The following is a 26,601-nucleotide window of genomic DNA, read 5'->3' on the forward strand; positions in this document are numbered from 1 at the left end:
TAGCGGCAAATTTCTCTCAAATCCTCTTAGCGCAAGCCAGAGCGCCGGCATCTTGCCCGCAGCAACCCTCAGTAATGCGGCGGCAGCTCGTCGCGCAGGTTGCGCACCGCCGCGCCGCCGCCCTCGGGCTGCTGCTGGCGCAGCTGCAGCACTTCGCGCACCAGCGCGTCGATCTGTTGCTGCTGGCGGTAGATGGTCAGGTTCAGCTGATCGAGCAGGTCCTCGGTAAACGCGGCCTTGACCTCCAGAGCCTCCAGGCGCTCCTGCGTGCTCATGCTCATCGCCCCGCCACCGCCTGTCCCAGGCGCGCCACGCCCTCGCGGATTTTGGCCACGTCGGCCGTGGCGAACGACAGGCGCAGCGTGGCCGGATCCGGGTTGGCGCAGAAGAACGGCGCGCCGGGCACGAAGGCCACGCCCTTGTCGATGGCGCGCTTGGCAAGGACATTGCCATCCGCCACCGCGCCGCCCGCGCCCGTCAAGCGCGCCCAGACGAACAGCCCCCCCTGCGGCTGCACAAACTCGATGGCCGCGCCCAGTTCCTGGCGCAACACATCGCCCATGGCCTGGGCGCGCTCGGCGTACACGGCGCGCACATGGGCCAGCGTGCCCGGCATGCGCCCGGCCTTGAGGTATTGCGCGGCCGTGGCCTGGGCGAAGGTGCTGGTGTGGGCGTCGGAAAACTGCTTGCACATGGTGGCCTTGGCCAGCAGCTCGGGCGGCGCGATGAGCCAGCCCACGCGCAGGCCGGGCGAGAGCACCTTGGAGAGCGACCCGCAGTGCGCCAGCAAGTCCCGGCTGCCCGGCACCTGGGGCGAGAGCGCGAGCAGGCTGGGCGGCGGAGCCTCGCCAAAGTACAGGTCGCCATAGGGGTCGTCCTCGACGATCAGGGTCTGGTACTTCACGGCCAGCTCCAGCACCTTCTTGCGCCGCGCGAGGCTCAGCATGGCGCCGCTGGGGTTGCCGAAGGTGGGGATCAGGTAGACGAACTTGGGACGATGCTCGGCAATGAGCTTTTCCAGTTCATCGGTTTTCACACCATCGCCGTCGATGGGTGCGCTGATGAGCTGCGCGCCATACAGGCGAAAGCACTGGATGGTGGCCAGGAAGGTCGGGCCCTCGACGATCACCTTGTCGCCGGGGCTGATCATGGTCTTGCCCAGCAGGTCCAGCGCCTGCTGGCTGCCGGTGGTGACGATGAGCTGCCCAGGCGCCACGTCCTGCGCACCCTTGGCGGCCATGAAGGCCGAGAGCTGCTCGCGCAGCGGCTCGTAGCCCTCGGTGGCGCCGTACTGCAGGGCAGCGCCGGGCTCCTCGGCCAGCGCACGCTGGCTCGCCTCGCGGATGCCGTCCACGTCGAACATGGCGCTGTCGGGGAAGCCCCCGGCGAAGCTGATGATGCCGGGCTTGCCCAGCAGCTTGAACAGCTCGCGGATGGCGGAGGTTTCAACGTTGTTCAGGCGGTCGGCGAATTGCATGGGGTGTTAATGGCGGGTCGGAAAAATCGCCATTGTCGCCAATGCGCCGCGCCCTTGCTCGATCTCAGTCCACACGGATACCCGAGCGCGCGGCCACGGCGCGCATCTGCGGCAGCTCGCGTTCCACGCGCTCCGTCACCACGCTGCCCGGGCCCCATGCGGGCGCGAGGCCCACGTCCACCAGCTTGGTGCGCACCGCTGGGTCGGCCATCACGTCGGCCAGGGCCTTCTCGATCTTCTGGCGCACGGGTGCGGGCAGGCCGGCGGGCGCGAGTAAGGGGAACCAGGTGTCCGCGCTGAAGCCGGGGTAGCCGCTCTCGGCCACCGTGGGCACCTGCGGCAGCAGCGGCAGGCGCTGCGCGCCCAGCGTGGCGATGGCGCGGATCTTGCCCGCCTTGATGAGCGGCGTGGTGGCCACCACCGTGTCCACCGCCAGCTGCACCTGCCCGCCCATGAGCGCGGTCAGGCTCGGCGAGCTGCCGTTGAACGGCACGTGCATCGCCTTGAGCCCCGTGGCGGCCTTGAGCATCTCGCCGCCGAAGTGCACCGACGAGCCCGTACCGAAAGAGCCATATGAAAACTTGTCCGGTTCGGCCTTCGAGAGCGCCACCAGCTCCTGCAGGGTCTTGCCCGGCGTGGCGTTGTTCGCCACGAGCACCAGGCCCATATCGGCCACCATCCCCAGCGGCGTGAAGCTGTGCAGCGGGTCGTAAGGCAACTGCGCGCGGATCGCCGGGTTGTAGGTGAGCGTGGAGCTGCCCCCGAGGAACAGCGTATAGCCGTCCGGCGGTGCCTTGGCCACGAGGCCGCCCGCCACCACCGTGCCCGCGCCGGGGCGGTTCTCGACGATCACCGGCTGGCCCAGCTTGTCCGACAGCCCCGCGGCGAGCAGCCGCCCCAGGATGTCGGTCGCGCCTCCGGGCGCGAAGGGCACGATGAGCTTGATGGGTCGGTCGGGATAGCCCTGCTGCGCGAACGCGGCGGGCGCGGCCAGCGCCGCGGCGCCCGCTGCGAGGCACGACAGGAAGCGGGAACGGGTGAGCGAGGTCATGGTTGTCTCCTTTTTTGTGTGGACGGATAAGTTGTTCAGCCCAGCAGCGGGCTGCGCTGGCGCGCGTAGCCGCTGGCCTGGTCATAGGCATGGCCGATCTGCAGCACGGCCAGGTCGGCCTGGGCGGGGCCGATGATCTGCAGGCCCGCGGGCAGCCCCTGCGGGCCGAAGCCCGCGGGCGCGGCCAGCGCGGGCAGGCCGGCCATGGTGGCGGGCACCACGGCCTGCATCCAGCGGTGGTAGGTGTCCATCTCGCGCCCGCCCACGGCGTGCGGCCAGTCGAGCGCGGCGTCGAACGGGAATACCTGGGCCGCGGGCAGCACCAGGAAATCAAAGCGCTCGAACAGGCGGCACAGCGCCTCGTACCAGGCCGAGCGCACGCGCGCGGCGTCGTACACCTGCATGGCGGAGAGGACGCGGCCGCGCTCTATTTCCCATAGCGCCTCGGGCTTGAGCAGTGAGCGCTTCTCTGGGTTTTCATAGAGAGCGCTATTCGCGCCCGCCACGCTGAAGCTGCGCAGATCGAGCCAGGCGCGCCACAGGCGCTCAAGGTCGAACACCGGCAGCGCCTCCTCCACCAAGCAGCCGATGTCGGAAAAATGCCGCAGCGCCGCGCGGCAGGTGTCGATCAGGCCGGGCTCGGTGGGTAGGTGGCCGCCCAGGTCGCCCAGCCAGCCGATGCGCGCGCCGCGCCAGTCGCGCTGCAGTTCTGCGCCCCAGTCGCGCGGCGCCTCGCCGCGGCGCGTGAGCGGCAGCCGCGCATCGAACCCCGCCTGCACCGACAGCAGCAGCGCCAGATCGGGCACGTCGCGCGCCATCGGCCCAGCCACGCTGAACTGCTGGAAGAACACCTCCTCGCCCGGCCCGTGCGGCACGCAGCCCACCGAGGTGCGCAAGCCGTAGACGTTGTTGAACGCGGCCGGCGTGCGCAGCGAGCCCATCATGTCCGAGCCGTCCGCCGCGGGCAGCATGGAAAGCGCCACGGCCACGGCCGCGCCGCCACTACTGCCGCCAGCCGAGCGCGTGGCGTCCCAGGCATTGCGCGTGGTGCCGTAGACGGGGTTGTAGGTGTGGCCGCCCAGGCCGAATTCGGGCGAATTGCTGCGCGCCACGAACAGGCAACCACCGGCGCGCATGCGCTCAAACACCACGCAGTCGGCCTGCGAGACCTGGCCCGCGAAGATGGGCGAGCCCTTGGTCGTCACCATGCCGGCCGCGGGCATGATGTCCTTGGGCGCCTGCGGAAAGCCGTGCAGCGGCCCCAGGCTTTCGCCGCGCGCGAGGCGCTCGTCCAGCGCGCGCGCCTGCCGGCGCATGGCATCGCGGTCGGCGAACGCCACGAGCGCGTTGACCACGGGGTTGAGCCGGTCGATCTGCGCATAGCAAGCGTCGAGCACCTCCACGCAGGACACTTCGCGCGCATGAATCGCGTGCGACAGCGCCACGGCGCTCATCCCGGCAATGCCGGCCGCGGCGGGGGACTGGGGTTGCTGTGGCATGGAAATCTTTCGGTCGCGTGACGGAACGGGGCAGGATACACAGCCGCCCCTCTTTCAACAATCGCCGATTTCTTGATTTATCGTTGCGTTTTTCGCAAACCTGGCTGCCCATGATCTCCCATCGCCTGCAAGACACCGCGCTGCGCTACTTCCTCGAAGTGGTGCGCAGCGGCTCGGTCAGCGAGGCCGCCGCACGGCTGAGCGTCTCACCCTCGGCCGTGAGCCGGCAGGTGACGGGGCTCGAAGACCTGCTCGGCCTGCCGCTGTTCGAGCGCCGCCCGCGCGGCATGGTGCCCAGCGCCGCAGGCGAGCTGCTGGCCGCCCACGCGCGGCGCGGCGCGCTGGAGGCCGACCGCGTGGTCTCCGACATCCAGGCGCTGCGCGGACTGCGGCGTGGGCTGATCCGCTTGTGCGCCTCGGGAGGTTTCGTGGTGGAGTTCCTGCCGCGCGCCGTGGCGCTCTTTCGCGCCAGGCACCCGGGCATGCAGTTCCACATGCGCGCGGCCGCGCCCGCGGCGGTGACGCAGGTGGTGCTGGACGGCGACGCCGACATCGGCCTGACCTACAGCCGCGCGGCCGAGCGCGACATCGAGGTGCATCACCGCCAGGTCTCGCCCGTGATCGCCATCATGCGGCCCGACCACCCGCTGGCGCGCCACGCGAGCGTGACGCTCGCGCAGATGCACCCCTACCCCATCGCGCTGCCCGACGGCAACAACACCGCGCGCCAGCTCTTCGACATCGCGTGCAGCCAACGGCGCCTGGTGTTCGAGCCCGCGCTGGTCACCGGGCAGTTCGAGGCGCTCACGCACTTCGTGCTGCACGGCGGCGGCCTTTCGATCGCGGGCGAGGTCACGGTGCGCGAGCGCGTGCGCCGCGGCGAGCTGCATGCCGCGCAGATCCGCGAACGCGCGGTGAACGGCCGCGCGATCGAGCTGCAGACGCTCGCAGGCCGCACGCTGCCCGAGGGCGTGCACGCCTTCCTCGGCCACCTGCGCGCGCTGCTGCCCGCGCCGCCCGCGCAGAGGGCGGCGACAATCGCGCCCGACCCAAAGAACGACACCCCGCCATGAAGACAGAAGACATCGAACCCTTCTTCGCCACCCTCAAGGCCGCCAACCCGCAGCCCAACACCGAGCTGGAATACACCAGCGTCTTTGAGCTGCTCGCGGCCGTGCTGCTTTCGGCCCAGGCCACCGACGTGGGCGTGAACAAGGCCACGCGCCGGCTGTTCCCGGTGGCGGGCACGCCGCAGGCCATGCTGGATTTGGGGCTCGACGGCCTGCAGGGCTACATCAAGACCATAGGCCTGTACCCCACCAAGGCGCGCAACCTCATGCAAACCTGCCGCATCCTGGTGGAACAGCATGGCGGCCAGGTGCCGCGCACGCGCGAGGCGCTGGAGGCCTTGCCCGGCGTGGGCCGCAAGACCGCCAACGTGGTGCTGAACGTGGCCTTCGGCCAGCCAACGATGGCGGTGGATACGCACATCTTCCGTGTCAGCAACCGCACCGGCCTGGCGCCGGGCAAGAACCCGCTGGAGGTGGAAAAGCGGCTGCTCGAGCGCGTGCCCGCGCAATACGCCGTGGATTCGCACCACTGGCTGATCCTGCTCGGCCGCTACGTCTGCCAGGCGCGCAAGCCGCGCTGCTGGGAATGCGCAGTGGCGCCGTATTGCGACTACCGGCCGAAGACGCCGGCGTCTTGACCGCTTCAATTTTGATAGCATTTAGCGCTTGCCTGTTAAGCGCTAAAGGCCAAAAACAGCAAAATCCTTAATCACGGGCCACGGCATGCGTGCGCAGCCAGGCGGCGAAGGTTTCTGCGGAGATGTCGCCGGCGGCGAGCATGGTGTGACGCCTGCATTGGCGCATCGCAAGTTGCAGATCAAGTGGCCGCAGGCGGTGTGATCGGGCCGCCAGCATTCGGCACCGGTCGCCGCACCTTCACATCCGCTCGCGCAGATTCACAACCAAATCATCCTGTAACGCATATCCCACAAGCGCAAGCAGCTATTGATTAAATAGCTTTTTGCGCATTCCGCTTCCACAAACTGGCGGCACCGCCAGGGCCCTCCATCAGGCTGCGCTTTGCTCCGACACCCCCGCCGCCTCAAAGCTCGCCATCTCCTGCAGGATGGCGCAGGCGGACTGCAGCAGCGGCCAGGCCAGCGCGGCGCCGGAGCCTTCGCCCAGGCGCAGGTCGAGTTGAAGCAGCGGCTCGGCCTGCATTTGCGCGAGCATGAGCTGGTGGCCGCGTTCGCCCGAGCGGTGGGCGAACACGCAGCGTTGCAGCACCAGGGGCTGCAGGCGGCTGGCGACGAGCACGGCGGCGCTGGTGATGAAGCCGTCCACCAGGATCACGCGGCGCTCCTGCGCGGCCTGCAGCACGGCGCCGACCATGGTGGCGACCTCGTAGCCGCCCAGCGCGGCCAGGGCTTCGAGCGGCGTGGTGGCGGCGGCGTTGGCGTCCAGCGCCTGTTGCAGCACGGCGCGCTTGCGCTCGATGCCGGCGGCGTCCAGCCCGGTGCCCGCGCCGGTGCAATCCTGCAGCGAAAGGCCGCACAGGCGCGCCAACAGCAGCGAGGCCACCGAGGTGTTGGCGATGCCCATTTCGCCCAGCAGCAGCACGTTGCCGGGCAGCTCGCGCACCAGTTCGACACCGTGGTTCAAGGCCTGGGCGCACTGCGCGGCGCTCATGGCCGGGCCTTGACTGGCGTCATTCGTGCCGGGCGCCACCTTGCGCAGCAGCAGGCGTGGCTGGCCGGGGGCGGCTTCGCGCGGGGCGATGTCGCGCGCCACGCCGCAGTCCACCACGGTGAGCGCCAGGCCGTGCTGGCGCGCCAGCACGCTGACGGCGGCGCCGCCGGCGAGAAAGTTTTCCACCATCTGCCAGGTCACGTCGCTCGGAAAGGCCGAGACGCCTCGCGCGGCCAGGCCGTGGTCGCCCGCGAAGACGACCATCTGCGGCTGCTCCAGCCGGGGGGATGCGGAGCCCTGGATCTGACCCAGGCGCAGCGCAAGCTGCTCCAGGCGGCCCAGCGAGCCCAGGGGTTTGGTCTTGTGGTCCAGCTTGTGCTGCAGGGCCTGGGTGAGCTGCGGGTCGGTGATGTCGGCAATCAGGGGCAGGTGGGCATTCATGGCTTGTTCAACTTTCCATCGGGGTGGAGCGCGGCCCGCACACGCAGGCCCGCGCGATCAATCAATGACGGTGCACGCCAAGTCGGCGCGTGGTGGCGGGGTCAGGCGATGGCTTCGCGCCCGCGCCGGGCGGCGGCCTGGTCGCGCTGCAGGTGGGCGATGAGCGGCTGCTGGTCGTCGCGCTGGCCCCATTGGTCGAAGTACACGAGGTCTTCCATGGGCAGGCGCGGCAGCCAGCCGGCGGTTTCCAACTCGGGCTTGTCACAAAAGTGGCTCACGTAGCCCACGCACAGGTAGGCGACGGGGGTGATGCCCTTGGGGATGCCCAGGGCCTGCTGCAAATCGGCCTGGTGGAAGATGCTGACCCAGCCCACGCCCAGCCCCTCGGCGCGCGCGGCCAGCCACAGGTTCTGCACGGCGCAGACGCTGCTGTACAGGTCCATGGTCTTCATGTGGGTGCGGCCCACCACCACCGGGCCGGTGCGCTCGCGGTCGCAGGTGATGCAGATGCCGACCGGCGACTCGATGATGCCTTCGAGCTTGAGCTTTTGGTAGGTGACGCGCCTGTCGCCCTCGAACATGCCGGCGGCCTCGGCATGGGCCTTGGCGAAGGCATCGTGCACGCGGCGCTTGGTGCCCTGCGAGCGCACCACGAGGAAGTTCCAGGGCTGCATGAAGCCCACCGAGGGCGCGTGGTGCGCGGCGGTGAGGATGCGGCTGAGCACCTCGTCGGGCACGGGCGTGGGCAAAAACTGCCCGCGCACATCGCGGCGTGAAAAGATGGCGTGGTAGATGGCGTCGCGCGCTTCTTGCGTGAAGGCGTGCGCGCTGGGCGTGGCTTGCGCCACCGCGCTGGTATTCATGGCAGTCCCCTGTGCGTGAATAGTGGCAGCGCTGCCCGGCCTTGCAGCGCCAAGAATGGCTCAGGCCGGTCTTCTGGCTCGGAGTCGTCTGCCTTGGCACACCTTCCCGGCTGGGCAGCCAGTGGCATTTGTGCGCGGCATCGTCCTTACAGCGTTGGGCACGCGGCGGAGTTGCACCGCCTTCCCGATTCTCCCTTTGCCATCATGGCATTGGGCACCTGAGGGGCGGGATGATAGCAGCCGCCCTATGCGGAATGCTTACGCGATCAGCGCGTCCAGCACGCCCGGATCGAAGTGCCGGGCCACGCCCTCGGCTAGGCCGTCGAACACGGTCTCCAGCGTGGGCGCCTGGGCACCAAACAGGGCATGCAGCACGGCGGCGTCCTCGAACAAACCGTGCAGGTACACGCCCAGCACATTGCCCGCCGGGTTCTGCCAAGCGATGCCGGGCATGACCTCGCGCGCCACGTCGCCCTTGGCGGCCATGGCGGGGTGCTGGGCCGTCTGGCCGTGGTGGATTTCGTAGCCCTCGGCACGCACGCCCGAGAGCGGCGCCCAGGCGCCCGCCAGCGCCCCGAACGCCGCGCTGGTGTGCCGCACGGTCTTGGCGGGCTCGAACACGGTGACCAGGGGCAGCAGGCCCAGGCCGGGGCCGTTGCCGTCGATGCCCTCGGGGTCGATCAGCGCCTCGCCCAGCATCTGCAGGCCGCCGCACACGCCCAGCACGGTGCCACCCTGCCCCGCGTGCGCGGCGATGGACTGGTCCAGGCCCTGCGCGCGCAGCCAGGCCAGGTCGGCGGCGGTGGCTTTCGACCCGGGCAGCACGATCCAGTCCGTTGGCCGTAGGCCCGCCACGTCGGCCGGGCTGCGCACCCACTGCAGGCGCAGGCCGGGCACGTTCTTGAGCGGCTGGAATTCGTCGAGGTTGCTGATACGCGGGTAGGCCACCACGGCCACCGTGGTGTGCACGGCGCCGGGCGTGGTGCTGCGGTCGTCGAACACCCCATCTTCCTCGGGCAGACCGTGGTGCCACTGCATGGGGATGGTGGCCACGGTGGGCACGCCGGTGCGCTCCTGCAGGTGCTGCGGCGCGGGCGCGAGCAGGCTGGCGTCGCCCCGGAACTTGTTGAGCACGAAGCCGTGGATCAGCGCGCGCTCGTCCTCGGGCAGCAGCGCCCAGGTGCCGTAGAGGTGGGCAAAGGCGCCGCCCCGGTCGATGTCGGTCACCAGCAGGCAGCGCGCGCCGGCATGGCGCGCCACGCTCATGTTCACGATGTCGCTGGCGTGCAGGTTGGTCTCGGCGGGCGAACCGGCGCCCTCGATCACCACCACGTCGTTCTCGGCGCGGAGCTGGTCCAGCGCGGCGGCGATCTGCGGCCACACCATCTGGCTGCGACCGCGCCAGGGCAAGTCGGTCAGCTCGGCGCTCACCTGCCCCAGCAACACCACCTGGCTGTGCGTGTCGGCCTCGGGCTTGAGCAAGAGCGGGTTCATGCTCACCTCGGGCACGGCGCGCGCGGCCAGTGCCTGGAAGTACTGCGCCGAGCCGATCTCACCCCAGGCGCCGTCGATACCCTCGACCACGCGGGCGTTGTTGCTCATGTTCTGCGCCTTGAACGGCGCCACCTTCAGGCCCAGGTTGCTGTAGTAGCGGCACAGCGCGGTGGTGAGCCAGCTCTTGCCGGCGCCGCTGGTGGTGCCGAGCACCATGACGCAGCGCGCCGGGCCGGGAAATGTCTTGTTCGTCATGTGGTGCATTGTCGCCAGATCAGCGCCAGCGCCTGCTGCGCCTGGGGCGCGAGCACGCCCAGGCGCACATGGCCCGGCAGTCCAAACGACGCGCAGTCGCGCAGCTTGATGCCCTGCCCGCGCAGCGCCTGCAGCACGGCCGGCAAATCCTCTACCAGCGGCCGGGCGGTGAAAAAATTGGCCAAGCTGCCCGGCAGCACGGCCCAGCCTAGATGGGCGCATAGGCGCAGCTGCGCCGCCTTCCAGTCGCGCAGTGTGACGAGCGACTGCGCCAGCCAGACCTGCGTATCGCCGCGCACCCAGGCCGTGAGCAACGCCACGCCGTCCGCCCCCACGGGCCAGGAAGGCGCCAGCGCCTGCAGCGCCGCCACACTGCCGTCCGCCACGGCCGCGGCCGGTGCAATGGCATAGGCCGCGCGTACCCCGGTGAGGCCCAGGGCCTTGTTGGGCGACCACAGCTGCCACACATCGTCGGGCGGCGCGGCCGCGGCGCCCTCCAGGCGCAGGGGCGCATAGGCGCGGTCCAGCACGCGCAAGCCACCCGGCGCGCCGGGGGACTGCGCCCAGGCGGCCAGGGCCGTATCCGCCCGGCCCAGCGGGCTGGCGGGCTCGCAGGCCCAGCGCAGGGCCGGTGCCTGCGCTGCCTCAACCACCGCCAGCCCCCAGACCCGGGCGGCGCGCGCGTAGTCGCCATAGCCATGCATGGGAACGACGGCGTGGCGCAGGCCGCCGCGCGCGGCAAATGCAGTGATGCGGTGGATGAACTCGCTGGCGCTGGCGGCGATCACGATGCGCCCTGCCACCACGCCGTGGAACGCGCCGAGCCGCGCGCGCAGCGCCGTGTAGCCTGGGTCGGGGTAATGGCGGCGGTCGGCCTGCACCAGCGCGGCGAGCGCCTGCGGACAGGGCCCGCAGGCGTTGGCATTGGTGGAAAAGTCGTGCAGCGGCACGCCCAGCGCATCCGGGCCGCCGTGCAGCGCAACAGGGTCAGACATGGGCGCGCACTATAGCTATCGATACAAGAGCTGCCAACGCAAAAGGGATAAGCGCCGCAATCGATTTTGATGCCAAATCCACGGCGCGCCGCGTGTCCGCCGCCCGGGCCGCGCGGCCCGTGGCGTTCAGCGCATACACCCCGGGCTTGGCCAGCCGCACGCCCAGCGCCAGCGCCATGGCGCCCATGGGCCAGCCGCCGTTGGGCGACGGTGTGGCGCGCGCCTGCACATGCAGCGCACCAAAGCGCACGCCGCCGCGCGCCGCCAGCCACAGCAGCAGCGCCGTCAGCCGCGCGGGCAGCCAGGACAGCACATCGTCCGCGCGCGCCGCCCATTTGCCGGCCCATTGCCAATAGCGCCCGCCACGCATGCCGGGGTAGCCCCACATGGCATCGGCCGTGTTGGCAAAGCGGTACAGCGCCGCGCCCGGCAGACCCAGCAGCACGAACCAGAACAGCGGCGCGACCACCGAGTCGCTCAGGTTCTCGGCCAGCGACTCGATGGCGCTCTCGCGCACCGCCGTGGCGTCCAATTGCTGCACGTCGCGGCTCACCAGCCAGGCCAGGCGCGCGCGCCCGGCAGCGAGCGATTCGCCCAGCGCCGCCTCCACCGCCAGCACCTCGGTGCGCAGCATGCGCCAGGCGAGCAACGGTTTCAGCAGCAGCCCCAACACCAGCGCCGCGCCCCAGGCCGGCAGGCGGTCCATGGCGGCCCATTGCAGCGCCGCAGCAAGCAAGAAAACCATAGCTGCCAGCACACACCAGGTAATCGTTGCAAGCCAAAAAGACCATAGATCACGCCCCGTGGCCTGGGCCGGCGCCACACGCGCGCCGCACCAGCCCAGCGCCCGCCCCATCCACACCACGGGGTGCCAGCGCGCGGGCGGCTCGCCGCACCAGCGGTCAATGGCCAGGGCCAGCAGCAGGGCGGCGACGGGTACGGCCGCATCGAATATCCAGAACAACATGCGGCGAGCCTACCGCGGATGAGATCGACTGACGCCCAGACGCGACACCGACAGGCCGCTTGTCGCCATTCGGACTCCACTCGTCCGGTCGGCTGGCGTCAAACCGTTTCGTTACAGGCAGCATCAAAACATGCAACACCCGCACGTTCGTTACCTATTCCGTACGCTTTCTCGCGTGGGGAGAGTCTGCCCCATCGGCGCATCCCAGCGCGGCTTCACGGCCATCGAGCTGATGGTGGTGATCGCCATAGTGGCCGTCCTCGCATCGCTGGCCGCGCCCAGTTTTACGTCCACGATTGAGCGTTGGCGCGTACGCCAGGCGGCAGAAGAGCTGCAATCCTCTATTTATTACGCGCGCTCAGAGGCCATCAAGCGAGGGGGCAATGTCACTATGCGCAAGCATCCGCAAGGCACTGATGGCTGCCAAGAGGCAGGCACTACCCAAGAATGGGGTTGCGGCTGGTTCATCTTCGTGGACAGCAATAACGACGGCACCCGACAAACCTCCGAAGAGCTGCTGCAAACGATACCGCCCCCCAACAGACTAAACATCATGCGCAAACCGACAGGAAACTTCCTACGTTTCGATCGCTATGGAATGACGGGAGGCAATATGTTGAGCTTCACGCTGTCTCCTGCTGGACCGGGCGTCACATCACCCGCCACGCGCACGCTGTGCATGAGCAGCGGTGGCCGCATACGAATTCGTGAAGGAGAAGTGATATGCGATTGATGTCGCCCGGCCGCCAGCGCGGCATCACGCTGATTGAATCCCTGGTTGCCATCGTCATTGCGGCACTGGGCATTTTGGGCATTCTGGGCGTACAGATGCGCACCCTGACCGACACCCAGACTTCCGTGCGCCGTGCCCAGGCGATACGTCTGATTGAAGACCTAAGCGAACGCATGAGGGTTAGCCCCAATGCATTACTGAGCATCGAAGAATACGCGTCTGGTTACAGCGAAAAGGGGAGCGACCTAACCGTCACCGACTGCAGCAGCAAGATCTGCACCCCGGCGGAGCAGGCTAAGTACGACCTGAAGCAATGGAAAACAACCGTGGCGGGAACGCTTCCGCTAGGGCAAGCGAGCATCTTCTTGGCGCCGGGCGAGACCGTTGACACCAACCGCCGCCAACTCGGCGTAATCATCGCCTGGCGCGAAAACGAGCATGAAGGCACCAAAACCGACGACATCGATGCCAGCAAGATTCGCTCTGTCGACAGCTCCGGCACCGTCACCTTTGCGGCTGGAACCGACACCACCAACGCCTGCCCCGCAGACACAACCTGTCACTTGCAGTACATCCCCGTCGCAGCCCGCTGCGCACCCCACGACAACGGCAGCGGCACAAAGATGCTGTATTGCTCGTAATGGAAACCATCCCATGCTGTCGAAAAAATAGCAACAAGCGCCTATCTGGCTTGGCATACAACATGAAAACTCCCCCCCCCCTCCTGCAGCAGCGCGGCGTAACCCTGATCGAGCTGCTGGTAGGCCTATCGATCGGCCTGCTGGTCGTTGCGGTCGCCATGGGCGCGCTAATGGTCTCGCGCGGCGTATCTGGCACCGTGAGCGACGCCAGCAGCATCCAACAACAGGGCGCTTACATCCTGCGGACGATCGGCCTGCAACTGCGCCAAACCAGCTCGCTTTATCTAAACCCTGACCCTATTGGTGATGCCAGCACCGACGTACTTAGCGCCGTGGTTTTTGAAATCAAAGCCGATGCACAAGGCAGCGGAAACAGCTTCGATCACCAAGACACCCTCAAGGGAGGTAGCGATTCCGTGACCATCGGATTCAGACGCTACCAAGACAACGTGTTCTTTGCCAACAACGCCACCAGCACCGTCACCGGCACTGATTATCTGGCGCGCAACTGTGTGGGCGCCCCGGGCAACACCAGCACCGACCAACGCGTCGAGAGCGTCTTTACCTTCACAGATGGAAATCTCCGATGCGGCGGCAACGGAGCCGCAGCCCAGCCAATCGCGCAAAACGTCGCGCAGTTCCAACTCACCTACCTGGTGCAAACCACCAGCACCACCGGAACCACGGTGCAATACACCAAGGGAAGCGACATGCCAGCCGACGCCACTGATCCCACATGGCGTCGCGTGCAGGGCGTGCAGGTGTGCTTGGTGCTTTACGGCAGCGAAACCATCGACATGCCCTCCGGCAGCAGCTACACCAACTGCGAGGGCGACAGCGTTGATATGACCACCCTTACCGGCACACGCAAAAACCGCATGCACCTGCTGTTTCGCAACACCTTCCAATTGCGAAGCCAGGGGCTGATCTGATGCGTGCCTCGCCTGAACACCGCAAATTAGCCACCATGCTGACCCATTCGCGTCCCATTGCCCCCCCCTCCCCCGCCAATGGTGGGCATGGGCAATTCTTGCCAGCCGTTGCCGCACACCAGCGTGGCGTGGCTCTGTTCGTCGTCATCATCTTTGTCATGCTCTCCATGTTGCTGGCGCTGTGGGCGTCGCGCACATCGCTGTTCAATGAAATGGTGGTGAGCAACGATGCAGACTACCAACGCGCCTTCGCGGCTGCCCAGGCGCTGCTGCAAGACGCTGAACTCGACATCCGCGGGGAAATGGCCGATGGCTCCCCATGCAACGGCCCCCCGTGCCGGGCGTACTCCAGCGCATTGAAGTTCCCGGGCGACACAAACGAAATCAACCCCTTGATCACCCTGCTTGAGAGCGAGTCCACTCGTTGTAAAGATGGCCTATGCGCGCGGCGCGTGGGGCGGCAGGACTTCTGGAATTACGCCAAGGCGGACACCACCATCACGCCCGCGGCCAACACCGCCCTGGGCGAGGTACCGCTGACCGACCTGATGGCCGTGGGCGCCCGTTATGGCCAGTTCACCGGGGCCGCCAATACCAACACCTCTGGCCCACTCAACCCCATCCTGACCGAAACTGCGGCGGGACGCGGCGGCTGGTACTGGATAGAAATCTTGCGCTACAGCGAGAAAGCCAAAACCGCCAATTTGATCGTGGATTCCAGCACTAACCAGTTACCGCTGAACCTTGACGTTTACGTCGTCTTCCGCATCACGGCGCTGGCCATGGGGCTCAAGCCCGGCTCCACCGTCGTTCTGCAGGAAACCTATGCACGCCAACGGACAAAGGATTGAAATTCTGCGCTAAATAGCTATTAAATAAATAGCTTTTAACGCACGCCACACAAGCATTTCAAGCCATTTCACTTAATTTTCTGAATCCATCGCCAAGGAGCACACCATGCCCCGCACCCAGAACCGCCCCTTCCAGAAGAACCTGCTGGCCATCGCCATTGGCGCCGCGCTGACCCCCGCCTGGGCGCTGGATCTGGTGCAGGAGCCACCGCTGCCCACCTCCAAATCAGCCTTCGTAGCGCCGAACGTGATTATTTCGATTGACAGCTCGGGAAGCATGGATGACGGTGTAAAAACCGAAAGCACGGGATCAATAAATACTGGAAAAGGTTACACCGAACCCTATGACAATGGAACTTGGGAAAATACTGCCAGACGAATTAATGTTCTTAAATATTCCCTTGACACTGTATTTAGAGATACAGAATTAATACCTGACAAAAAAATTCGCCTAGCCTGGCAAAGTTTCGCTAGTAATGTTGACAGCAGCACTATGCAAACCAATTCAATGCGACCATTGCCTGAAAGCACTACCACAGGCCATCGAAAAAATTTCCTTGATTTTGTCAAGAACGTGAAGCCAAGTGGCTACACCCCTTCTCACAAGATGTTCAAGCAAGCCGATGATTACATGCGTCGACCTGTAAGCGGCAACAAAAACAGTCCATGGTCGACGGACCCAGGCGGAACAGGCAGCAAGGCCGAAGAATATCTCGGCTGCCGTAGAAATTACCACATCATAATGACTGACGGACGATGGAACAGTCTAACCAACACTTATCGTATTGGCGAAATAGATTATAAGAACACCACTCTTCCAGACGGAAAATCTTATGACATCACCTCTGATCAAACCAACATTTATAAAAGCGATGACCCTAGCACACTCGCCGACTGGGCATTCCAAAGCTGGGCTGTTCCACTTCAAGATGCTAGCAAGTTAAAGGAGGCCGATAAACTCAAGCCTTCCAAAGTTTATGAAGATGCTCCTGCCACCGAAAGCTTCACAGGAAGCAAAACAGTGGATATTTATGAAGAACAGCCTGTATATAGGGATATCCCTCCATGCCTAAGGTGGAGCAAAAATGGAAAGAATTGCTTGGAATGGACCCAAGGTCAGACCGGCACCACCCAAGTAAAAGTGGGAACCAGAGAAGAAACAAAAACGGTTGACCTCGAAAAATACTGGAACCCCAAATACAACCCTGCTACTTGGCCGCATATGGTTACTTACACCATCGGATTCAGTAATGCTGCCATTACTTGGCCAAGCAGCACCGGCATTATTTCACCATCCGAAAAAACACCATTTAACTACAACGGCAGTTTTCCAGAGTTAGTCACGGGATTGCAGAAGTGGCCATCGATGGACACTACGAACTCGGACACTGACGTAGAACAGCGCTCACTGGATCTTTGGCACTCTGCGATCAATGGGCGGGGGTTGTTTTATGCCGTCACAGAAGCCGAAGACCTCGCCAAAGCCTTCCGCGAAATCATCGGAAAAATCAACACCGAAAGCGCCCCCTTACCCGACGAAATTGCCGGTGGCGGCAGCACCAGCGGCTACAACGTTTCGCAAAACAATGCCGGAATTTTTGCATCGATCTATAGCCCCAAAAGGGGCTGGAGCGGATCCATCACTGCCACGCGGGCTGTTGAACCCGAAGAATATGCCTGTCCCACAAAGGACGACGCGACTCTCAAGTGCATCCGCTTTCCTGACACCACTTCCGGATGGGAAGGCAAGTCCACGGCAGACCGGCTTGACGAACTGGCATCGGTGGACAACCGGCTGGTGCTGAGTTGGAGCGACGACACCAACAACGGCATCCCATTCAAGTGGGATAGCACAACCGGAATCGGTTACAGCACTGCCCAGAAGCTGGCACTGCTCGGTGTTACCTCGGGCGACACCAGCCTGGACCCTCTGAAGACCCAGGGGCTAAACATCGTCAATTACATCCGGGGCGACCGGTCTCTGGAAGGCACCACTACCGACAAGCCGCTGCGCGTGCGCTACAGCCGACAGGGCGACGTGGTCAACTCCGAAATCTGGTACACCGGCCGCCCTTCCAGCAACTATGCGATGGGCTATTCGGCCTTTGTGACGACCCAGAAGAACCGCACACCCGTTATTTACGTCGGTGGCAACGACGGCATGCTGCACGGTTTCTCGGCGACCGATGGCAAGGAGTTGATCGCCTATGTGCCGCGTGGCGTGGTAGGCGGGCTGAAGGCACTGACCGACAAGGATTACCAGCACCGCTATTACGTCGATGGCTCGCCCATGACCGGCGACATCAAGGACGGCAGCACCTGGAAGACCATGCTTGTGGGTTCACTGGGTGCCGGTGGCAAGGGCTACTTTCTGCTGGATGTGACCAAACCCGGCAGCTTCGGCACCACCGCTGCGGCCGATCTGGTGGTGCTGGATCGCACCCGCGGCAACAGTGAGGCCGCCCCCAACTGCGCTGCGCTGGCAGGTGCGGCACAAACTGCCTGCAACGCTGCCGTGGAGGAGAACAAGGACATCGGCAACATCGTCGCCAAGCCGGGGCGCAACCCCGCCAACCTGCAGGAGGCCACGCAGATCACGCGCATGAACAATGGCCGCTGGGCGGTGGTGATGGGCAATGGCTACAACAGCACCAATCAGCGCCCGGTGCTGCTGGTGCAGTACCTCGATGGCGATAAGGCGCTCAAGCGCATACAGGCCACCACCCAGGCCACGGGCACAGGCAACGCCGCTGACAATGGCCTGGCATCGCCCGCACTGGTGGATCTGGATGGTGATGGCAAGACCGATGTAATCTATGCGGGCGACAACCTGGGCAATCTCTGGAAGTTTGACGTGACCAGCGCTACCGAGAGTGATTGGAAGGTAGCGTTCGGCGACAACAAGCCGCTGTTCACCGCGCGTGGCCCCGCCACGCTGACCGGCAGCACACGCGACAAAGTGCAGCCAATCACGGCCCCGCCCATCGTGCGCCCCAATGATCGCGTAGTGACCGTGGGCACGGGCGACAGTGCCAAGACCGTTCCCATCGGCGGCATGATGGTTGCCTTTGGCACGGGCCGTAACCTCACCGCGAACGACCGCCGCACCGATATTGCGCAACCAGTGCAAACGCTGTACTCCGTGCTGGACAACACGCGCTATCGCATGAAGTCCGACAAAACCTCACTGGAAGTTCACCCAGGCGCGGGCGACTGCACGAGCGCGCCCGCCACCTGCGTACCCACTCCTACGCCCGTAGGCGCCATAGCCAACGATGGCAAGCCCTTGGCCAAACAAAGCATCACCACAGTGTCCGGCGACTTCGCCACGGTGACTGCCACTCAGGAGCTAAAAAAAGAAACCTGGAAGGACTACAAAGGCTGGTACCTGGACTTGCCGTTTGGCGGCGAGCGGCTGCTCAAACCCATGCAGTTCTTTGATGGCAGCAACATTCTTGCGGTTTATAGCGAATCGCCCTCGGGCACCAAGAACAGCGAGAGCGACAACATCAACGAAAGCTGCGTCCCGGTGAAGGTGGACACCAGCGCTGGCAGCCAGTTCCGAACGCTGATTAACATCATGGATGGCAAACTTCCCACGGTTCAACTGGTGGACTACGACAACAATGGCATCTACAACGCCGACGACTTGAAAGTAGCCCGGGCACCTGTAAAGACCGGTACGCCGATTCTGATCACTAAGCCCAATCGCATCGTGGACCTCACCGGGGGGGGCGGTGCCCGGGACACTCTGAACCGTATGCCTGAACAATCCGTGCGCCCCAGCTGGCGTCAACTGCGCTGACCCAGGGCGCGCACAGGAGCACATTTTTCTATGAAGCATGCACAACAAGGCTTTACCCTCATCGAGGTGATGATCGTGGTGGCCATCGTGGGCATCCTCTCGGCCATCGCCTACCCCAACTACACCGAGTACGTGCGCCGCGGCCACCGCGCCGAGGCGCGCGCCGGGCTGCTGCAAGCGGCGCAGTGGCTGGAGCGGGCGGCCACAGCCACGGGCACCTATCCAGCAAAAGCAGCCTTCCCTGCGAATCTGGCAAAAGTGCCCAACGATCGCTACGACATCGGCTACGAACCCAATGGCAACCCAGTAATCGGCTTCACCCTGACCGCCACCCCCAAAGGCGCCCAAGCCACCGACAAGTGCGGCAACTACACGCTCACCAACACAGGCTTGCGCGGAGCCAATGGCAAGACGGCCGGCCAGAGCGGCTACAACCCCGACTGCTGGGGCAAGTAACCTTGCTCTTGTAGCGTGGCGCGATGCCCAAGCCGACCATCGAAGGAGTGCCGCACATTAAACGATCTGCAAAGGCCAGCGGATGGCAGGCTCTTATGCCCGGGCAAGCTCAATGAGTTGCTCCTCGGCGGCGGGCTGCTGAACGCTGGCAGCTGCGTGTCTTGCCACCTGCGCCTGGTACACCCAATCCACCACCGGGTTGCGAGGGTGATAACCTTCTACCAACTGCTTGAGCAAAGTGCGCACGCCAGCATGATTGCCTGCATCCATCTGGTCGGCGAGCAGTTGTAGAGAGTTTTGCAACTCATGCCAGGGCAGGAAGCGCTCATGGGCTTTCAGAATGCGGGGGTGATTGGTGGGGTGCGTGTCTTCGCCGATCAGCAGTTCTTCATAAAGCTTTTCGCCCGGGCGCAGGCCTGTGATCTTGATTTCTATGCTGCCCCACGGGTTTTGGGCATCGCGCACGCGCTGGCCCGTGAGTTCCACCATACGGCAGGCAAGATCGTATATGCGCACCGGCTCTCCCATGTCGAGCACGAAGACATCCCCCCCCCGGGCCATGGCGCCCGTCTGAATGACGAGCTGGGCGGCCTCTGGAATGGTCATGAAAAACCGGGTGATGTCGCGATGCGTCAGGGTAATGGGGCCGCCTGCGGCGATCTGGCGCCGAAACAGGGGCACCACCGACCCTGACGAGCCGAGCACGTTGCCAAAGCGCACCATGGTGAAACAGGTGGCGCTTGGTGCATGATCGGCCAGCGCCTGCAGCACCATCTCGGCCAGGCGCTTGCTGGCACCCATGACATTGGTGGGACGCACTGCCTTGTCGGTGCTGACCAACACAAAGCGCTCTACTCCACACCGGACCGCGGCGCGTGCACACACCAGCGTGCCCCAGACGTTGTTGCGCAGGCCCTGCAGGGCGTTGTGCTCCACCAGGGGAACATGCTTGTAGGCTGCAGCGTGATAGATGATGTGCGGGCGCCAGGCTTGCAGGATTTCATCCACACGCGCCGCATCTTGCACCGAGCCCTGCAGCGGCACGATCTCTACGGGGGCGACGCCAGGCCGGCTGGCTGCCAACACCTGGAGTTCATGCTCGATTTCATAGAGCCCATACTCACTCAGTTCCAGTAGCAACAGGGTTTTCGGCCTCCATTGCATGATTTGGCGACACAATTCGCTGCCGATAGAGCCGCCTGCGCCTGTGACCATCACCGTCTTGCCGCCCAGGTGTTGTTCCATGAGGGATTCATCTGGTGCCACAGGATCCCGACCCAGCAGATCCTCGATGTCCAGTTCATGCAGGTCACTCGGACTCACCCCTCGGGTCATCAGGCTGGCCAGGCTAGGCAATGTGCGCACATGCACGGGGTAAGGTCGCATTTGCCTCAGGATTTCCTTTCGTCGTGCCGGGCTGGCCGACGGTATGGCAAGCAGCATGTGATGGATCTTGTATTGCTGGACTATGCGGGGCAGGTCAGCCGGGGCATGGACGGGTATGCCGTTGAGCCGGCGGCCTTGCAGCTGCGGATTGTCATCGACAAACCCCATCAGCCTTTGGTCACTGATTTTCAGCATCCCCGCCGCAAGTTGCCGGCCTGCTGTGCCAGCTCCGTAGATCAGCACCCCCGGAGCATTCAGCCGCTTGAGCAACTCGCGATAGAGGCCACCTAACCACAGGCGCACGGCCAAACGGCTCAAGCCAAGCGCCACAAACATGAGCAAAGGCTGGATGATGCCTACCGACCGGGGAATGCCCTTGACACCTATCACGGTGAATACCAAGGCGTAGAGCACTCCATACACTGCAGCGGCCTTGCCCAGCGCCAGCATGGCATTCCACCCCGCATATCGAAAAATGGCGGCATAGAGCCCGTAGCGCCAGAACACCGGCAAGCCTATCACCCATGCACCCACCGTGGCCCAGACCTCCGTGGCACCGAATGGCACCCATATTTCCAGCCGCAGGCACCAAGCCATCCACACGGTCAGCGCACACATCAGGGCATCCAGGGATAGCGCCAGTAAGCGCTTTCCAAGCCTGGGCAGATGTATGAGCCCGCGATTGAGTTGTCTAAATGCCATATGAAGCGAGTGGTTAGTTGTCACATCCCGGACGAGCATATGGATGCTTGTGAAGCAGATGTGAATGGGGTTGATCCCAGTCCTTCATCTCCTGCATAGACGACTCATTCTTGAGTGTTGGCAGCGGCAACGGGTGGTCATACAAGGCCACCCGCTGCCTGGGTCAGGGTCGCCCTGATCGCTTTACAAGTCTGCTCAATCTCTTGGGCAGTGAGGGTGGGGTGGACAAGGAACATCAAGGAGTTTTCTCCCAGGTCCCGGGCCACACGCAGGCGTTCCTTGGGGCGGTACCCTGTACCGTCAAAGGCTTTTTCCAGATAGACCTCTGAACAACTGCCCTGGTAGCAGGGCACGCCTTCGGCGTTTATCGCGGCAACAATGCGGTCCCGAGTCCAACCAAGAGCCAGTCGGTCAGGTCGCGTGTATGCATAGAATTTGTATTGCGCATGCAGGCTTTCTTGCCCAATGGAGCCGCAGGCATTGGGAGTATGCGAGGCTTGGCCATCGCATGCGAACTCCGGCAGGCGTACAACCCCATCTTGCCCTGCGAACTGCGACAAGGCACCATGCACAGTTGCGGCATTGTCATGACGTGCTTGCATCCATTGCGTCATGCGGCGTAGCTGGATACGTCCAATGACCGCCTGTATTTCCATCATGCGCCAATTGGAACCAAAGCTTTCATGTACCCAGCGAAAGCCTGGTGGGTGCTGGCGTTCGTATACAGCCTCATAGCTCTTTCCATGGTCCTTGTAGCTCCACATGGTCCGCCACAATGCTTCATCATTGGTTGTGACCATTCCACCTTCGCCACCGGTGGTCATGATCTTGTCCTGACAAAAGCTCCACGCGCCCACATGGCCGATACTGCCAACGCTACGGCCCTTGTAGCGCGCACCATGGGCCTGGGCACAATCCTCAACCACCTTGATGCCATGTTGCTGTGCCAAGGCCATGATGGGGTCCATATCGCATGGCCATCCAGCAAGATGCACGCAAATGATCGCGCGCGTACGGGCGGTCAGCACTTTAGCGATGGTATCTGCGGAGATGTTGCCGTTGTTGGGATCCACATCGGCAAATACCGGTGTAGCCCCGGCATTAACCACACATGAAACCGAGGCCATGAAGGTCCGCGGCGTCACCACTACCTCGTCACCGGGGCCAATGCCCAGGGCGGTGAGGGCCAGATCCAGCGCCAAGGTGCCATTGGCCAACGCCACGGCATGGCGCACGCCACACCAGGCTGCAAATTCCTTCTCGAATTCACGGCATTCCGTACCCGTCCAGTAGTTCACCCGGTTGGAAAGCAGGACGTGCTGCACAGCTTGCGCTTCTTCCAGCGTAAAGCTGGGCCATGGTGAAAAGGTGGTATTCAACATCTCAATATCCCCCATGCGTTTTATTGCTTAGCACTGCGTCCTGAGTTTTATCTTTCCCACACCAAACCCTGGATTCAAATAAACAATTTATTATTTGCTCGAATAAAAAATTCAAGAAGAAGATTGCGACGTATATTTATACGATTGATAGCGATAACCATACTTTTTATATTTATAACCATAGCCATAACCATAGCGGCGACGGTCGATATTAAATCCATTAAAAATAGCCCCTTTGACGGCAACACCGCCTTGCGCCAAGCGCTTGATCGATTCTTGCATTTCACCAAGATTGGTTACCTCGGCGCGTGCCACCATGAAAACAGTGCCTGCCTGTGGCGCCAATACGGTGGTGTCAGCCACCGCCAGCACGGGTGGACTGTCAACTAAGACAATGTCATACTGGGCCGATAATTTTTGCCACAAGGTGGATTTGCTGGCACTCATCAGCAATTCTGCCGGGTTGGGTGGCATGGTTCCGGTGGAAATGAAATCCATATTCGGCAAGACACCTTTGTGCAGTACGTCTTCCAGTTTGGCACTGCCTGCAATGAGTTCGCTCAGGCCGAGACCACGCTGTAATCCCAGGAATTGATGCAAATGGCCTCGACGCAAATCCGCATCCACCAGCAAGATGCGTTGATTGGCAGCCGCCAATACGGCAGCAAAGTTGGTACTGGTAAAGGATTTTCCAATCCCTGGTGTAGGGCCAGTCACTAGGACGATGTTGTTGGCTGCATCAAGCATGGCAAATTGCAGCGCGGTGCGCAGGCTGCGCAGGCTTTCAATGGCGGGCTCGTCTGGTTTGACATGCGCGAGTACATGCAAGCCGGGTTGTTTGGCTGCAATGGCGCTGGCAATTTGTGTTTGGACGTCTGATAGCGGCACAGTGGCAAACACATGCAGGCCCAGCTCATGCTCCAATTCATCTGCATGGCGGATACCGTGGCGCAGGCTGTTGCGCACGAAGGCCAACCCCAAACCAAACAACAGGCCAAGGACGCCGGCCAAGGCCAATACCAAGGTTTTTTGGGGTTTTACGGGGCGCTCGGGTATAGCGGCCACATCAACGATGCGCACATTACCCACCTTGCCCTCTTTGATTAGGCGCAACTGCTGCAAGCTATTGAGCAAGTTCGTGTAGAGCTCGTTGCTGACTTTGACGTTACGGGTCAGGCTGAGCATGTCTTGCTGAACCAGCGGAAAAGACTGGGCCTTTCTTTCCAAACTATTGATTTGATCACTGAGTGAAGCGATTTGCTTGGTGAGCACCTGTACGCTGGCGTGCTCTTCCGTAAATCGGCCAAGCAATTCCTGGCGTTTTTGCTGTGCCTCCAGCAGTTTTATTTTCAGGGAAACACCTTGATTCAATAATGTTTTGGCCTCTTCATCCAGATCAAAAGTGCCACGGGCAGTACGAAATTGGTTGAATTTTTTCTCGTTGGTTTCAAGCTCTTGCTTCAATTGGGGCAACTGAGTATTCAGGAAATTAATGGTTTTTTCCGCCTCGGCAGCTTTGCGCTCAACATTTTGCCGCACATATAATCCACCCACCTCGTTCAATATGGCAGTGATTCGCTGAGGGTCCGCTCCTTCCAGGTTGGCCCGCAGCACGCCTGATTGTTTCCCTTGCTCGGTAATTTTTAGCTGTTTTTGCAATTCTTCTGTCACAGCCAGCATCGAGCGCGCAACCAAATAAAATTGCGCCCCTGGCAAGCCGATGGCACTGGCAACCTCTAGCTGCCCAGCATTGCCTTCCCATGCAAACTCCATGGGCGCTCCAAAGGCGGCTTCGCCGAGCTTTTCCCCATCGGGGGACAGCAGGGCATAGCCCTGTGGCGTGAGTTCCACCACAAACCGATCACCCAGGCCATCGGCGGGAGGGGTGAAGCTGACAACCTGCAGTGCTTCATTGCCGCGAACATAGCCCCGCATGCCGAGGAAACCGGGAGTGGAGGGTTTTTCGGCCTTTCGTGCCAGCCAGCGGCCAAAAATGGGCACGTATTTTGGCCTGACCTGCAATTGCAATTGCAAATTACGTACGGCCTGGCCGATGACCAGGCGGGAACGCAAAATTTCAATTTCCGCCGTCGCGGGGGTTTTTATATCAAACAAGGTTCCCGCTTCGCCCATCAGGTTGCCCAGGGGGTTGCCCTTGGCGTCCTCTACCTGAATCAGGGTATTGGCATCGTAGATGGGGGTGGCGACGACGGCGTATGTAGCGCCTATGGCCAGGGTGGCGGCAGTGGCTGCGGCGATCCACCATTTATGGTCTAGCACGACGTCCAGCAATTCCAGCAGGTGGATGCTGTCGTCATCGTTGCTTGCAGCGATCTGGGGCGCGGGTTGGGAAGAGGTTGCAGGAAGGTTCATGGTGGAGAAAAAAAGCGCCTTCTTGTGCCTGGCGGTAAAGAAGGCGGGGAGATCAGCGGCGGCTCAGCTGGCGGATGCGTGGTACCCAATCGGCGACTCCCTGGCTTATGCCTTCCCATGCATGGTCAAAGGCTTCTCGGGGCTGCCGGTAGGGGTCGGCTACGTCAAATTGCCCGTAATGGCCTATGCGAAAGACTTTGCCGCGCACCAGTGGGAACTGGCCTTCGAGTTGGACTTTGTGCGCCTGCTCCATGACCAAGATCATGTCTGCTTGCTGGCACAGCCAGGTGTTGATTTGCTGGGCGCTGTGCTGGGATAAATCGAGCTGGTTGTCGGCCGCAATGGTGATGGACAGCGGATCGGCAGGGTAGCCCACCAGAGCCCCCAGGCCGGCGGACCAGACCTTGGCGTGGGGCAGTTCCCGCTGCAGCAGCACCTGCGCCAGCGGGCTGCGGCAGATATTGCCAATGCAGACGCAGAGGATGTGCTTCATGGCTTATCTGTTAACGGCGTCTCTGCTCACGTTGACGGCTTGGGCGCTTGGCAGCAGCAGGCTGATCACGCGGTTCCAGCGCACCAGTGCGGTGGGATCGACAAATACGACATCGCGCGCCTTGAGCTCAAACCCTTCGGCCAAGGCGTAGGCCACGCCGTTGCTCGCGTTAAGGTGGAAGACTTGCGGCTGCGCGCCGCTCTGGCTGCGGATCACGTAGACCTGCTGCGGGTTGCCGGAAACGGGGTTGATACCCCCGCTTTCACCCAGGGCCTGATTGAGGTTGAGTTTGCCGTCGCGCAATTGCAAGGCGCTGGGGCGCAGCACTTCGCCCATGACGTAGACCTTGGCATCCTCCAGGCTGCCTACACGCACCATGTCCCCGGGGGCGAGCATGATCTGGTTGGGGTTGACGCCATCGGCCACCAATTGGTTGAGGTTGATGACGGTAGTGCGCTCTCCCCGGGTGAGGATGATGTTGGAACGGTCTGCCGTGGGTAAAAGGCCACCGGCACGCGCCAGGGACTCCGGCAGTGTCAGGGGAACATCGTTGAGGGTTTGCAGACCGGGGGCACGCACCTGCCCATCCAGGTAGATCCGGCCACTGCGATAGGCTTGGACGCGCACGGTGAGCTGCGGGTTTTTGAGGTAACGGGCCAGTTTCCGAGTCAAGAGTTCACGAGCCTGATCTTCGGTCAGGCCATTGAGCGCGATGGTGCCAACGTACGGGAACTGAATGCTGCCCTGGTTGTTGACGTTGTAGCCATTGCCCACCTGAGACACCAAGTCAGGGCTCATGGTAGTGCCTGCGCTGCCGGCAGGCACAAGGTTGAACTCAGGGTGGTCCCAGACAACGATGTTGAGCACATCCCCGGGCCCAATGGTGTAGGGACGTGGTGCATCGAAAAGGTGCTGCACCATGGCTTTGCTGCGTGGTGCGTGTACGGACTTCTGGCGCTGGATCAGTTCCGCAGTAATAGCAATGCGCTGCACTTCAGGGACCACACTGCCATCGCCTGCGGCTCCATCAGTCGATGCAGCGCTGCCCGCCTGGGCCGCAGGCGCCACAGGCGCCGCCGAGGACTGATTCCACAGCGACAGCAAGG

22 protein-coding genes and 1 riboswitch are annotated in these 26,601 nt (G+C 63.2%); of the genes, 8 read left to right on the forward strand and 14 right to left on the reverse strand.

Annotation, left to right across the window (positions count from 1 at the left end; translation table 11 throughout):
• Nucleotides 1-68 precede the first annotated feature (68 nt).
• The 4 genes from P7644_RS13940 to P7644_RS13955 form a co-directional block, all read right to left on the reverse strand.
• Entirely contained in the window at nt 69-281 is a 213-nt protein-coding gene (locus tag P7644_RS13940; protein ID WP_404299859.1) for a SlyX family protein, read from the reverse strand.
• Nucleotides 278-1,477 (reverse strand): PLP-dependent aminotransferase family protein, encoded by a 1,200-nt coding sequence (locus tag P7644_RS13945; protein ID WP_404299860.1) that lies wholly within the window; start codon nt 1,475-1,477, stop codon nt 278-280. Before P7644_RS13945 ends, P7644_RS13940 begins: the two co-directional genes overlap by 4 nt.
• 64 nt (nt 1,478-1,541) lie before the next feature.
• Nucleotides 1,542-2,528, reverse strand: a complete 987-nt coding sequence (locus P7644_RS13950; protein ID WP_404299861.1) for a Bug family tripartite tricarboxylate transporter substrate binding protein — start codon at nt 2,526-2,528, stop codon at nt 1,542-1,544.
• Between the two features lie 35 nt (nt 2,529-2,563).
• The gene (locus P7644_RS13955) at nt 2,564-4,027 is read right to left on the reverse strand and encodes an amidase (protein ID WP_404299862.1); all 1,464 of its coding nucleotides are present in this window, start codon (nt 4,025-4,027) and stop codon (nt 2,564-2,566) included.
• Nucleotides 4,028-4,137: 110 nt separating this feature from the next.
• Between P7644_RS13955 and P7644_RS13960 the strand changes: the two genes are divergently transcribed.
• Nucleotides 4,138-5,100 carry a LysR family transcriptional regulator gene (locus tag P7644_RS13960; protein ID WP_404299863.1) on the forward strand — a complete coding sequence of 321 codons (963 nt, stop codon included), beginning with the start codon at nt 4,138-4,140 and terminating at the stop codon, nt 5,098-5,100.
• Complete coding sequence (nth, locus tag P7644_RS13965; protein WP_404299864.1) at nt 5,097-5,735, forward strand: endonuclease III; 639 nt, start codon at nt 5,097-5,099, stop codon at nt 5,733-5,735. Before P7644_RS13960 ends, nth begins: the two co-directional genes overlap by 4 nt.
• Before the next feature lie 370 nt (nt 5,736-6,105).
• On the opposite strand, the gene cobT is transcribed toward nth, so the two are convergent.
• From cobT to cbiB, 5 genes are all read right to left on the reverse strand, one after another.
• Entirely contained in the window at nt 6,106-7,167 is a 1,062-nt protein-coding gene (cobT, locus tag P7644_RS13970; protein WP_404299865.1) for a nicotinate-nucleotide--dimethylbenzimidazole phosphoribosyltransferase, read from the reverse strand.
• A 101-nt stretch (nt 7,168-7,268) separates the two neighbouring features.
• A complete protein-coding gene (gene bluB, locus P7644_RS13975; RefSeq protein WP_404299866.1) occupies nt 7,269-8,030 on the reverse strand; it encodes a 5,6-dimethylbenzimidazole synthase in 762 nt (253 codons plus the stop codon).
• Between the two features lie 45 nt (nt 8,031-8,075).
• Nucleotides 8,076-8,267: riboswitch (cobalamin riboswitch) on the reverse strand.
• A 21-nt stretch (nt 8,268-8,288) separates the two neighbouring features.
• Nucleotides 8,289-9,779, reverse strand: coding sequence for a cobyric acid synthase (locus P7644_RS13980; RefSeq protein ID WP_404299867.1), 1,491 nt, complete (start codon nt 9,777-9,779; stop codon nt 8,289-8,291).
• Nucleotides 9,776-10,774: an aminotransferase class I/II-fold pyridoxal phosphate-dependent enzyme gene (locus P7644_RS13985; protein WP_404299868.1), complete on the reverse strand. Its 999-nt coding sequence runs from the start codon at nt 10,772-10,774 to the stop codon at nt 9,776-9,778. Before P7644_RS13985 ends, P7644_RS13980 begins: the two co-directional genes overlap by 4 nt.
• The gene (gene cbiB, locus P7644_RS13990; RefSeq protein ID WP_404299869.1) at nt 10,767-11,741 is read right to left on the reverse strand and encodes an adenosylcobinamide-phosphate synthase CbiB; all 975 of its coding nucleotides are present in this window, start codon (nt 11,739-11,741) and stop codon (nt 10,767-10,769) included. The genes P7644_RS13985 and cbiB overlap by 8 nt, the downstream gene beginning before the upstream one ends.
• Nucleotides 11,742-11,871: 130 nt before the next feature.
• On the opposite strand from cbiB, the gene P7644_RS13995 reads away from it, so the two are divergent.
• From P7644_RS13995 to P7644_RS14020, 6 genes are all read left to right on the forward strand, one after another.
• Complete coding sequence (locus P7644_RS13995; protein WP_404299870.1) at nt 11,872-12,474, forward strand: GspH/FimT family pseudopilin; 603 nt, start codon at nt 11,872-11,874, stop codon at nt 12,472-12,474.
• Nucleotides 12,465-13,115: a type IV pilus modification protein PilV gene (gene pilV, locus P7644_RS14000; RefSeq protein WP_404299871.1), complete on the forward strand. Its 651-nt coding sequence runs from the start codon at nt 12,465-12,467 to the stop codon at nt 13,113-13,115. Before P7644_RS13995 ends, pilV begins: the two co-directional genes overlap by 10 nt.
• A 62-nt stretch (nt 13,116-13,177) precedes the next feature.
• Complete coding sequence (locus P7644_RS14005; protein ID WP_404299872.1) at nt 13,178-14,047, forward strand: PilW family protein; 870 nt, start codon at nt 13,178-13,180, stop codon at nt 14,045-14,047.
• Nucleotides 14,048-14,205: 158 nt separating this feature from the next.
• On the forward strand, nt 14,206-14,898 hold the full coding sequence (locus P7644_RS14010; RefSeq protein ID WP_404303211.1) for a pilus assembly protein: 693 nt from the start codon (nt 14,206-14,208) through the stop codon (nt 14,896-14,898).
• 106 nt (nt 14,899-15,004) lie between these two features.
• Complete coding sequence (locus P7644_RS14015) at nt 15,005-18,703, forward strand: pilus assembly protein (protein ID WP_404299873.1); 3,699 nt, start codon at nt 15,005-15,007, stop codon at nt 18,701-18,703.
• Between the two features lie 30 nt (nt 18,704-18,733).
• Nucleotides 18,734-19,159: a type IV pilin protein gene (locus tag P7644_RS14020; RefSeq protein WP_404299874.1), complete on the forward strand. Its 426-nt coding sequence runs from the start codon at nt 18,734-18,736 to the stop codon at nt 19,157-19,159.
• A 93-nt stretch (nt 19,160-19,252) separates the two neighbouring features.
• Here P7644_RS14020 and P7644_RS14025 read toward each other — a convergent pair whose 3' ends face one another.
• From P7644_RS14025 to P7644_RS14045, 5 genes are all read right to left on the reverse strand, one after another.
• Nucleotides 19,253-21,163 carry a polysaccharide biosynthesis protein gene (locus tag P7644_RS14025; protein WP_404299875.1) on the reverse strand — a complete coding sequence of 637 codons (1,911 nt, stop codon included), beginning with the start codon at nt 21,161-21,163 and terminating at the stop codon, nt 19,253-19,255.
• Nucleotides 21,164-21,384: 221 nt separating this feature from the next.
• Nucleotides 21,385-22,629, reverse strand: coding sequence for a DegT/DnrJ/EryC1/StrS family aminotransferase (locus P7644_RS14030; RefSeq protein WP_404299876.1), 1,245 nt, complete (start codon nt 22,627-22,629; stop codon nt 21,385-21,387).
• Between the two features lie 111 nt (nt 22,630-22,740).
• Nucleotides 22,741-25,002 carry a polysaccharide biosynthesis tyrosine autokinase gene (locus tag P7644_RS14035; protein ID WP_404299877.1) on the reverse strand — a complete coding sequence of 754 codons (2,262 nt, stop codon included), beginning with the start codon at nt 25,000-25,002 and terminating at the stop codon, nt 22,741-22,743.
• Between the two features lie 52 nt (nt 25,003-25,054).
• Nucleotides 25,055-25,495 carry a low molecular weight protein-tyrosine-phosphatase gene (locus P7644_RS14040; RefSeq protein WP_404299878.1) on the reverse strand — a complete coding sequence of 147 codons (441 nt, stop codon included), beginning with the start codon at nt 25,493-25,495 and terminating at the stop codon, nt 25,055-25,057.
• Nucleotides 25,496-25,498: 3 nt separating this feature from the next.
• Nucleotides 25,499-26,599 (reverse strand): polysaccharide biosynthesis/export family protein, encoded by a 1,101-nt coding sequence (locus P7644_RS14045; protein WP_404299879.1) that lies wholly within the window; start codon nt 26,597-26,599, stop codon nt 25,499-25,501.
• Nucleotides 26,600-26,601: the final 2 nt, after the last annotated feature.

The organism is Alicycliphilus denitrificans (assembly GCF_044792555.1).
GTDB classification, from domain to species: domain Bacteria; phylum Pseudomonadota; class Gammaproteobacteria; order Burkholderiales; family Burkholderiaceae_C; genus Alicycliphilus; species Alicycliphilus denitrificans_A.

Coding starts and splice junctions, on each gene's coding strand:
- P7644_RS14020 (WP_404299874.1), top strand. CDS start 18,734: ATGAAGCATGCACAACAAGGCTTTACCCTCATCGAGGTGATGATCGTG.
- P7644_RS14005 (WP_404299872.1), top strand. CDS start 13,178: ATGAAAACTCCCCCCCCCCTCCTGCAGCAGCGCGGCGTAACCCTGATC.
- nth (WP_404299864.1), top strand. CDS start 5,097: ATGAAGACAGAAGACATCGAACCCTTCTTCGCCACCCTCAAGGCCGCC.
- P7644_RS13985 (WP_404299868.1), bottom strand. CDS start 10,774: ATGTCTGACCCTGTTGCGCTGCACGGCGGCCCGGATGCGCTGGGCGTG.
- P7644_RS14010 (WP_404303211.1), top strand. CDS start 14,206: ATGCTCTCCATGTTGCTGGCGCTGTGGGCGTCGCGCACATCGCTGTTC.
- pilV (WP_404299871.1), top strand. CDS start 12,465: ATGCGATTGATGTCGCCCGGCCGCCAGCGCGGCATCACGCTGATTGAA.
- P7644_RS13945 (WP_404299860.1), bottom strand. CDS start 1,477: ATGCAATTCGCCGACCGCCTGAACAACGTTGAAACCTCCGCCATCCGC.
- P7644_RS14030 (WP_404299876.1), bottom strand. CDS start 22,629: ATGTTGAATACCACCTTTTCACCATGGCCCAGCTTTACGCTGGAAGAA.
- P7644_RS14015 (WP_404299873.1), top strand. CDS start 15,005: ATGCCCCGCACCCAGAACCGCCCCTTCCAGAAGAACCTGCTGGCCATC.
- P7644_RS14025 (WP_404299875.1), bottom strand. CDS start 21,163: ATGTGTGCGCTGACCGTGTGGATGGCTTGGTGCCTGCGGCTGGAAATA.
- P7644_RS14035 (WP_404299877.1), bottom strand. CDS start 25,002: ATGAACCTTCCTGCAACCTCTTCCCAACCCGCGCCCCAGATCGCTGCA.
- cbiB (WP_404299869.1), bottom strand. CDS start 11,741: ATGTTGTTCTGGATATTCGATGCGGCCGTACCCGTCGCCGCCCTGCTG.
- bluB (WP_404299866.1), bottom strand. CDS start 8,030: ATGAATACCAGCGCGGTGGCGCAAGCCACGCCCAGCGCGCACGCCTTC.
- P7644_RS14040 (WP_404299878.1), bottom strand. CDS start 25,495: ATGAAGCACATCCTCTGCGTCTGCATTGGCAATATCTGCCGCAGCCCG.
- P7644_RS13960 (WP_404299863.1), top strand. CDS start 4,138: ATGATCTCCCATCGCCTGCAAGACACCGCGCTGCGCTACTTCCTCGAA.
- P7644_RS13955 (WP_404299862.1), bottom strand. CDS start 4,027: ATGCCACAGCAACCCCAGTCCCCCGCCGCGGCCGGCATTGCCGGGATG.
- P7644_RS13995 (WP_404299870.1), top strand. CDS start 11,872: ATGCAACACCCGCACGTTCGTTACCTATTCCGTACGCTTTCTCGCGTG.
- P7644_RS13950 (WP_404299861.1), bottom strand. CDS start 2,528: ATGACCTCGCTCACCCGTTCCCGCTTCCTGTCGTGCCTCGCAGCGGGC.
- cobT (WP_404299865.1), bottom strand. CDS start 7,167: ATGAATGCCCACCTGCCCCTGATTGCCGACATCACCGACCCGCAGCTC.
- P7644_RS13940 (WP_404299859.1), bottom strand. CDS start 281: ATGAGCATGAGCACGCAGGAGCGCCTGGAGGCTCTGGAGGTCAAGGCC.
- P7644_RS13980 (WP_404299867.1), bottom strand. CDS start 9,779: ATGACGAACAAGACATTTCCCGGCCCGGCGCGCTGCGTCATGGTGCTC.